Source organism: Azospirillum sp. UFLA03-27 (genome assembly GCF_059803775.1).
In genome coordinates, this window is the sequence record NZ_JAUQTX010000281.1 from 1 (window position 1) to 8,240 (window position 8,240).

Below are 8,240 nucleotides of genomic sequence, written 5' to 3' on the forward strand. Positions count from 1 at the left end.
GACCTGGTACGACAACGAGTGGGGCTTCTCCAACCGCATGAGCGACACCGCCGTCGCCATGGCCAACGCCAAGTAAGGACGGAGCCGCATTCCCCCCACCCCGGCCCTCCCCCGCTTTGCAGGGGAGGGAATGAAACTCCTCCCCCTGCGAAGCGGGGGGAGGTTGGGAGGGGGGCAAGCACCGTCACTCCACCGGAATCGCGTTGTGTGTCACCCCATGTTTCCGGAAAATCTCCGGCAACGTCCCGTCCTCCAGCATCGCGGTCACCGCGTCGCCCACCGCGTAGGCGAGATCGCGGGAGTTCTCCTTCACCGCCATGCCGATGTCCCAGCTCGACGCCATCATCCCGGGGAAGGTCACTGGGGTGATCGGGAAGCCGGCGGCGCGGTCGCCCAGCGCGGCCTCCACCTGGCTCTGCGTCGCGACGACCGCAGCGACGTCGCCCTTGACCAGAGCCTCGACCGCCTCGGGAATCGTCATGTAATGGACCAGCCGCTCGCGCAGCCGTCCGCCGAAGGCCCCCAGCAGGTAGAAGTCGGGGATGCTGTCGATCTCCACCCCCACCGGCTCGTCGGGCAGGGAGGCCAGCATCGGCTGGGTCATGCGCATCGGGTTGCGGGCCAGCGCGAAGCCCTCCCGCTGGTAGGGGCCGAACAGCACGGCCTCCGGGTTGCGCAGCCCGAACTCCTTTTGATAGGGCACATGCATCATCACGTCCGCCACGCCGCCCCCGACGACCGGGCCACGCCACACCGCGTTGCGCAGATCGTCCGACACGGCCTCCCCGGCGGTCAGCTCCATGAACTCGACGCCGACGCCCAGCCGCCCGGCGATGGCGCGGGCGAGGTCCACGTCCACACCGACCAGGGCGCCGCCCTTGCGGTAGGAGAAAGGCGGGTTGTCGCGATAGACCGCGACCATCAGCCGCCCGGCGGCCACCACATCGTCCAACGGGCGCGCGCCGGCGCGCCGGGGGAGCACCCCGGCGGCCAGCGCGGCGGCGGCGAAGGACAGCAGCTGGCGCCGCGTCGGAAGCCCCGTCATTCCAAACGCTTTCATTCCTCGTGCACCGTCTCCAGCCACGAGCGGATGGCCCACAGCGCCTCCTGGCCAAGCGCCTCGCCAAAGCGTGGCATGTAGGTGACTCCGTTGCGGATCGAGCCGTTGATCACCCGCTCCTTGAACCACTCGTCGCCGATGTCGCCCTTGTCCAGAAAGCGCAGGTCCGGGGCGATGCCGCCCGACACCGCGCCCAGCCCGTGGCAGCGCGCGCAGTTCTGGTTGAAGGCGGAGGAGCCGATCTCGATCGCCCGCGGGTTGCCGCGGTAGGGGTTCGCGTCGCGCCAGTCCTCGCCCAGCTTGTCGAGGCCGGTGGTGTCCACCGCCTGGGGGGTCACGTCGCCGTGGGCGAAGGCCGCCGTGGGGACAACCGTGGAGGCGACGGCGGCCGCGCCGGTCAGGAAACCGGCCATCGCAAGCCGGAGAAGCCGTGCGTTCATAAGGGGCGTCCTCATTCAGAGAAGATGCGAAGGGAGCGTTGTCCGTTGCCCCGGAGCATAGCGGGCGGTCCGTGCCGCCAATAATTGGACTTTGGTAGCAACCGTGCGTCGAGCCCGCCGCGATCGGACCGAACCGCAGTTTTCCGACCGCGCAATCGTACCAAAGTTGCATTCCGGGACGCCGCCCGGCGGGGATACCCTGGTCTCCCGAAACCAGGCGAGTGCAAGCCCGCGATGCGTTTCAGCCTTTGGTTACCCTCCTTGATGCAGATCGCCTTGCTGGCCGGCGGGCTTTGCGCCTCGCCGGCCGCCTTTTCGCAGGAGGCGGCGCCAGCGGACAACTCCACGGTCCGCATCGCCTACCTGACGCAGGAGGTCGAGCATCCCCCCGCCCTGTCCAACCTCGACGAACCGCCCGCCGACGAAGGGTTGGCCGGCGCCCATCTCGCCGTGGCGGACAACAATTCCACGGGCCGCTTCCTCAAGCAGCGCTTCGACCTGGAGGCGGTGACCGTCCCCATCGACGGCGACCCGGCGCAGGCGTTGCGCGACCTCGCCACCGCCGGGCACCGCATCGTCGTGCTGGACCTGCCCGGCGAGGCGCCCGGCGCGCTGGCCCGCCTGCCCGAGGCGGCGAACCTGCTGCTGTTCAATGCCGGATCCACCGACGACAGCCTGCGCAACGCGCTGTGTGCGCCCAACCTGCTGCACACGGCACCCGACCGCGCCATGCTGGCCGACGCGCTGGCTCAGTATCTGGCGGTCAAGCGCTGGACGAAATGGCTGCTGATCGTCGGCACCCGGCCCGAGGACCGGCTCTACGCCGCCGCGGTGAAGCGGGCGGCCAAGCGCTTCGGCGCCGAGGTGGTCGAGGAGAAGACCTGGAGCGAGGACCACGACGCCCGCCGCACCGCCCAGGCCGAAATGCCGGTCTTCACCCAGGGCATGCGCCACGACGTGGTGATCGTCGCCGACGAGATCGGCGACTTCGGCGACTATGTGCTGTACCGCACCTGGGAGCCGCGCCCGGTCGCCGGAACGCAGGGCCTCGTCCCCACCAACTGGCACCGCGCCCACGAGGCCTGGGGGGCCGCACAGCTCCAGTCCCGCTTCAAGGCCGCCGCCCAGCGCGTCATGTCGCCCCGCGACCACGCGGTCTGGGCCGCCATCCGCGCGGTGGGCGAGGCGGCGACCCGCACCCGCTCCACCGATCCCGCGGCGCTGGCCGCCTACATCCGCGGGCCGGATTTCACGCTGGCCGCCTTCAAGGGCGTGCCGCTGTCCTTCCGCAGTTGGGACGGGCAGTTGCGCCAGCCGGTGCTTCTCGCCGCCGACCGCTCGCTGGTGTCCGTCTCGCCGCAGGACGGCTTCCTGCACCCCAGGACTGAACTCGACACGCTGGGCCACGACCAGCCCGAAACGGGCTGCCGTCGCTGACCTTCCCCAACCGCTTCCGCCGATAAGGACGCCGCCCCGATGACCACCGCCCGCTCCCTTCTCCTCGCCGCCCTGCTGGCCGGCTGCGCCGTTCCTGCATTGGCGGAGACCGTCTATGTCTCGAACGAGAAGGACAACACCCTGTCCATCATCGACGGCGCGACCCTGACGGTGACGGAGACGGTGAAGGTCGGGCGGCGCCCCCGCGGCATCACGCTGAGCGCGGACGGCAAGCATCTCTACATCTGCGCCAGCGACGACGACACGGTGCAGGTAATGGACCTCGCGACGAAGAAGATCCTGCACAACCTGCCCTCGGGCGAGGACCCGGAGCTGTTCGCCCTGCACCCCGACGGCAAGCACCTGTTCATCGCCAACGAGGAGAGCAACGTCGTCACCATCGTGGACGTGCCCAGCCGCAAGGTCGCCTATCAGGTGGATGTCGGCGTGGAGCCGGAGGGCATGGCGGTCAGCCCCGACGGCAAATGGGCGGTGAACACGTCGGAGACGACGAACATGGTCCATTGGATCGACACGGAGAAGCGCGCCGTCGTCGACAACACGCTGGTCGACGCCCGCCCGCGCTACGCCCAGTTCAGCAAGGACGGCAGCCGCCTGTGGGTGTCGGCGGAGATCGGCGGCACCCTGTCGGTGATCGACACGGCCGACCGCAAGGTGACGCAGACCATCCGCTTCAAGATCAAGGGCGTGCCCCAGGACCGCATCCAGCCCGTCGGAATCAAGCTGACCGACGACGGGCGCTACGCCTTCGTGGCGCTCGGCCCGGCCAACCACGTCGCGGTGGTGGACACCCAGACCTTCGCGGTGAAGGACTATCTGCTGGTCGGCCGCCGCGTCTGGCAGCTCGACCTGTCGCCCGACCAGAAGCGGCTCTACGCCACCAACGGCGTGTCGGGCGACGTGTCGGTGATCGACGTGGACAGCCTGAAGGTCGTCAAGTCGATCAAGGTCGGCCGCTACCCCTGGGGTGTCGCGGTGAAGGGGTAAGGGCATGGCCGACCCCGCGCTGTCCATCGAAGGTCTGAGCTACGCCTACGGACGCGGGGCCTTCGCGCTGAAGGACGTGTCGCTGGCGGTCGGGGCGGGGTCCTTCACCGCACTCCTCGGCCCCAACGGGGCGGGCAAGACGACGCTGTTCGCGCTGGTCACCCGCCTGTTCGAATCGCCGGGCGGCACCATCCGCATCGGCGGCATCGACCTGCGGCGGGAGCCGGCCCGGGCGCTGGCCCGCATGGGGGTCGTGTTCCAGCAGCCGACGCTCGACCTCGACCTGACGGTGCGGCAGAACCTGCTCTACTTCGCGGCCCTGCACGGCATTCCCCGCCGCACCGCCGAGGCGCGGGCGCAGGAGTCGCTGGAGCGGCTGGGCATGGCGGAGCGCATCGGCGAGACGGTGCGGGCGCTGAACGGCGGCCACCGCCGCCGGGTGGAGCTGGCCCGCGCCCTGCTGCACGAGCCCGCCCTTCTGGTGCTGGACGAGCCGACCGTCGGGCTGGACGTCCCGGCGCGGCGCGCCATCGTCGAGCATGTCCACGCGCTGTGCCGGGAGCGCGGCATCGCCGTGCTCTGGGCCACCCACCTGATCGACGAGATCGGCGAGGGCGACCGCGTGGTGGTGATCCACCGCGGCCGGGTCCGGGCCGCCGGGCCGGTGGCGGAGGTGAACCGCGCGACCGGGGCGGACTCGCTGACCGAGAGCTTCACCCGGCTGACCGCGAAGGAGGCGGCGTGACGGCCACCACTCACCATGCCGCTGCCCATTACGCGCGCGCTCTCGGCGGGATCGTCGGGCGCGAGGTGCTGCGCTTCGTCCAACAGCGGGAGCGCTTCCTGTCGGCCCTGGTCCGCCCGCTGCTCTGGCTGTTCGTCTTCGCGGCGGGCTTCCGCGCGGCGCTGGGCATCGCCATCACCCCGCCCTACGAGACCTACATCCCCTACGAGGTCTACATCGTCCCCGGCCTCGCCGGGATGGTGCAGCTGTTCAACGGGATGCAAAGCTCGCTGTCGATGGTCTACGACCGCGAGATGGGCAGCATGCGGATGCTGCTGGTCAGCCCCCTGCCCCGCTGGTTCCTGCTGACGGCGAAGCTGCTGGCCGGGACGGCGGTGTCGATCCTCCAGGTCTACGCCTTCCTCGCCGTCGCCTGGGTCTACGGGGTGCAGGCGCCGCCGCTCGGCTACCTCACGGTGCTGCCGGCGCTGGTGGTCAGCGGGCTGATGCTGGGGGCGCTGGGGATGCTGCTGTCCTCGACCATCCGGCAGCTGGAGAATTTCGCGGGCGTGATGAACTTCGTCATCTTCCCGACCTTCTTCCTGTCCACCGCGCTCTATCCGCTCTGGAAGATGCAGGAGGCGGGGGAGCTTCTGTATTTTCTGTGCACCGTCAACCCATTCAGCCAGGCGGTCGAGCTGATCCGCTTCGCGCTGTATCTGGACGTGAACCTGCCGGCGCTGGGCTGGACGGTGCTGGCGTTGGCGGTGTTCCTGGGCGGGGCAGTCTACGGCTACAATCCGGCGCGAGGCTTCCTCGCGCGGAAGGCGGGTGGGGAGTAGGTGGGGGCCCGTCGCCACCACTTTCCACGAAGGCTACCCCAGCAACCCCGTCATCACCGCCCGAAGCTGCGCCGGCCGCACCGGCTTGTTCAGCACATGGCAGCCCTTGGCCTGCGCCTCCTCCACCACCTCCGCGGTGCGGTTGGCGGTGATGAGGACCGACGGCAGATCGGCCCCGCAGCGCTCGCGCACCCGCGCGATCTCGGTGAAGCCGATCACTCCATCGTCCAGGTGGTAGTCGGCGAACAGCACGTCCGGAGCCACCGCCCCCAGCCCGGCCAACGCCTCGTCGCCCGATGCCGCGGTGGCGACGCTGCACCCCCAGCCCTCCAGCAACGCGCGCATGCCGGCGAGCACCGCCGGCTCGTTGTCGATCACCAGCACCCGCGTGCCGGCCAGCCGGTTCGAGGCGGTCTGCACCGGCGCCTCCAGCGCGCGCACCGGGCGGGCGTAGCGCCCGAAGGGCACCGTCACCGCGAAGACCGATCCCCGCCCCGGCTGCGACCGCACGGTGATGGGATGGTCGAGCATCCGCGCCACCCGCTCCACGATGGCGAGGCCGAGGCCCATGCCGCGCACCCGCTCGTTGGCGCAGGGCGTGTCGAGGCGGCGGAATTCCTGGAAGATCTCGCCCAGCTTGTCGGCGGGCACGCCGGGGCCGGTGTCCCACACCTCGATCCGCAAGCCCTCGCGCGTCCGTCGGCAACCGACCAGCACGCGCCCGGACCCGCCCCGCGCCGCCCTCTTCGCCTGGGTGTAGCGCAGGGCGTTGGACAGGAAGTTCTGCAAAATCCGGCGCAGCAGACGGATGTCGCTGCGCACCACGGCGTGGCTGGGAACGACGCAGAGGTCCAGCCCGCGCTCCTTCGCCACCGCCGCGTATTCGGTGGCCAGCGCGCCGAACAGGCTCTTGATCGGGAAATCGGCGATCTCCGGCCGCACCGCCCCGGCGTCCAGCTTGGAAATGTCCAGCAACGCCGACAGGAGGTCCTCGACCGAGGCCAGGGCGACGTCGATGTTGTCGACCAGCCCGCGGTTGGGCTCCGGCTGCTCCAGGTCGCCCAGCGCCGAGACGAACAGCCGCGCGGCGTTCAGCGGTTGCAGCAGGTCGTGGCTGGCCGCCGCCAGGAAGCGCGTCTTGGAAAGGTTGGCCTGCTCCGCCTCCGCCTTGGCCAGCCGCAGCGCCTCCTCCGCGGCGATGCGCTCGGCGATCTCCTGCTGGAGCTGGCCGTTGAGCCGGGTCAACTCGGCGGTGCGCTCGACGACGCGACGCTCAAGGCTGTCCTTGGCGTCGGCCAGGGCCTCCGCCGCCACGCGCCGCTCGGTGATGTCGTGGATCAGGCCGAAATAGCCCAGCACCTCCGGCTTGCCGCCGCCGCGCCGCTCGCCGAAATGCGGGATGTAGGTGGCGACGGCGTAGCGCGGCGACCCGTTCTCGCCGGGCAGTTCCAGGTCGAAGGTGACCTCCTCGCCGGCCAGCGCCCGCAGCACGTAGGAGCGCCGCACCTCGTAATAGAGGTCGCCCAGCGCCGCCCACATGGGCTGGCCCTCGATCTCCTCGCGCTTGCGGTTGAACCAGCCCTCGTAGGCCTTGTTGACGAAGCGGAAGCGCTGCTCGGCGTCGACGTAGGCGATCAGCGCCGGCACCGCGTCGGTGACCAGCCGGATGCGCTCCTCGCTGTCGCGCAGCGCCTGCTCGGCCCGCTTGCGCTCGGTGATGTCGGTGAAGGTGAGGACGAAGCCACCGCCCGGCATGGGGTTGCGGCTGATCTCCAGGACCGTGCCGTCCAGCCAGGGCTGCTCGACGAGGCAGCTCGGCATCATCAACGCCTTCAGCGACAGGCCATGGTCGCCGAGTGCGGCGTGGTGCAGCACGAAGTCGGCGAAGCCCGCCCCGCGCTCCGCCACGTTGGCGGGCAGGCGCAGCAGGCCGGTGAAGCGCTCGTTCCAGGCGACCAGCCGCTGGTCGCGGTCGTACACCCCGACCCCCTGGGCGATGTTATCCAGCGTCGCCTGGAGCAGCGCCGACTTCTCGGCCAGCTCGCGTTCGCGGCGGCGGGTCTCATGCTCCTTGATGTCGGTGATGTCGGTGTAGACGCCGACCACCCCGCCGTCGCGGGTGCGCCGCTCGTTCACCTGGACCCAGCGCCCGTCGGCCAGCCGGTAGACGTAGGGACCCTTCAGAGCCCGGTGCTGGGCCAGCCGTTCCGACAGCCAGCGGTCGGGCCGCGGGTAGGCGTCGGCGATGGTGCGCGAGGAGGCCGCCAGCTCGGCGATCTCCTGGAAGCGGATGCCCGGCAGGATGCGGTCACGGATTTCCGGCCACAGGGCGAGATACTTGCTGTTGCACAGCACCAGCCGATCGTCGCTGTCGAAGATGGCGAAGCCTTCATTGACGGACTCGATGGCCTCCGACAGCCGGCCGCGCATGGTGTCGGCCAATTCCTTGGCGCGGGCCAGCGCGCGGTGGCTGTCCTCCAACTCGCGCAGGGCGCGTTCCAACTCCAACGTGCGCTCGCGCACCTTCTGCTCCAGGACGATGGCGGTCTGGAACAGGGAGAAGGCGCCCCCCTGCACGTCCATCGACCGCTCCACCCGGTCCATCAGCACCTGGTTGATGCGGCGGAGCTTGGCGTTCTCGCGCTCCAGCGCCTCCAGCCGGCCGCGCTCATCCGGTGAGGCCGGCGGAACGGCGGACGGCTGTCTCTTATACACATCTGACGCTGCCG

At 70.2% G+C, this 8,240-nt stretch carries 7 protein-coding genes; 4 read left to right on the top strand and 3 right to left on the bottom strand.

Annotated elements, in window-relative coordinates; translation table 11 throughout:
* Positions 1–184: 184 nt before the first annotated feature.
* Together Q4I23_RS27920 and pedF are read right to left on the bottom strand one after the other, a co-directional pair.
* Positions 185–1,045, bottom strand: a complete 861-nt coding sequence (locus Q4I23_RS27920; RefSeq protein ID WP_498528366.1) for a substrate-binding periplasmic protein — start codon at positions 1,043–1,045, stop codon at positions 185–187.
* Positions 1,046–1,056: 11 nt separating this feature from the next.
* Entirely contained in the window at positions 1,057–1,500 is a 444-nt protein-coding gene (pedF, locus tag Q4I23_RS27925; RefSeq protein WP_145622731.1) for a cytochrome c-550 PedF, read from the bottom strand.
* A gap of 264 nt (positions 1,501–1,764) precedes the next feature.
* Here pedF and Q4I23_RS27930 point away from each other — a divergent pair, with 264 nt between their 5' ends.
* Genes Q4I23_RS27930 through Q4I23_RS27945 form a run of 4 tightly spaced genes read left to right on the top strand, consistent with a single transcriptional unit; the run spans position 1,765 to position 5,511 of the window.
* The gene (locus Q4I23_RS27930) at positions 1,765–2,937 is read left to right on the top strand and encodes an ABC transporter substrate-binding protein (protein ID WP_498528367.1); all 1,173 of its coding nucleotides are present in this window, start codon (positions 1,765–1,767) and stop codon (positions 2,935–2,937) included.
* A gap of 39 nt (positions 2,938–2,976) precedes the next feature.
* On the top strand, positions 2,977–3,945 hold the full coding sequence (locus Q4I23_RS27935) for a YVTN family beta-propeller repeat protein (protein WP_498528368.1): 969 nt from the start codon (positions 2,977–2,979) through the stop codon (positions 3,943–3,945).
* Positions 3,946–3,949: 4 nt separating this feature from the next.
* Positions 3,950–4,690 carry an ABC transporter ATP-binding protein gene (locus tag Q4I23_RS27940; RefSeq protein WP_498528369.1) on the top strand — a complete coding sequence of 247 codons (741 nt, stop codon included), beginning with the start codon at positions 3,950–3,952 and terminating at the stop codon, positions 4,688–4,690.
* Positions 4,687–5,511: an ABC transporter permease gene (locus Q4I23_RS27945; RefSeq protein ID WP_498528370.1), complete on the top strand. Its 825-nt coding sequence runs from the start codon at positions 4,687–4,689 to the stop codon at positions 5,509–5,511. The genes Q4I23_RS27940 and Q4I23_RS27945 overlap by 4 nt, the downstream gene beginning before the upstream one ends.
* 33 nt (positions 5,512–5,544) lie before the next feature.
* Here the strand turns inward: Q4I23_RS27945 and Q4I23_RS27950 are convergent, their stop codons facing one another.
* The gene (locus tag Q4I23_RS27950; RefSeq protein ID WP_498528371.1) at positions 5,545–8,226 is read right to left on the bottom strand and encodes a NahK/ErcS family hybrid sensor histidine kinase/response regulator; all 2,682 of its coding nucleotides are present in this window, start codon (positions 8,224–8,226) and stop codon (positions 5,545–5,547) included.
* Positions 8,227–8,240: the final 14 nt, after the last annotated feature.

Excerpts from the sequence above, each read along its gene's own strand:
- Q4I23_RS27920 (WP_498528366.1), bottom strand. The coding sequence starts at position 1,045 with ATGACGGGGCTTCCGACGCGGCGCCAGCTGCTGTCCTTCGCCGCCGCC.
- pedF (WP_145622731.1), bottom strand. The coding sequence starts at position 1,500 with ATGAACGCACGGCTTCTCCGGCTTGCGATGGCCGGTTTCCTGACCGGC.
- Q4I23_RS27930 (WP_498528367.1), top strand. The coding sequence starts at position 1,765 with ATGCAGATCGCCTTGCTGGCCGGCGGGCTTTGCGCCTCGCCGGCCGCC.
- Q4I23_RS27935 (WP_498528368.1), top strand. The coding sequence starts at position 2,977 with ATGACCACCGCCCGCTCCCTTCTCCTCGCCGCCCTGCTGGCCGGCTGC.
- Q4I23_RS27940 (WP_498528369.1), top strand. The coding sequence starts at position 3,950 with ATGGCCGACCCCGCGCTGTCCATCGAAGGTCTGAGCTACGCCTACGGA.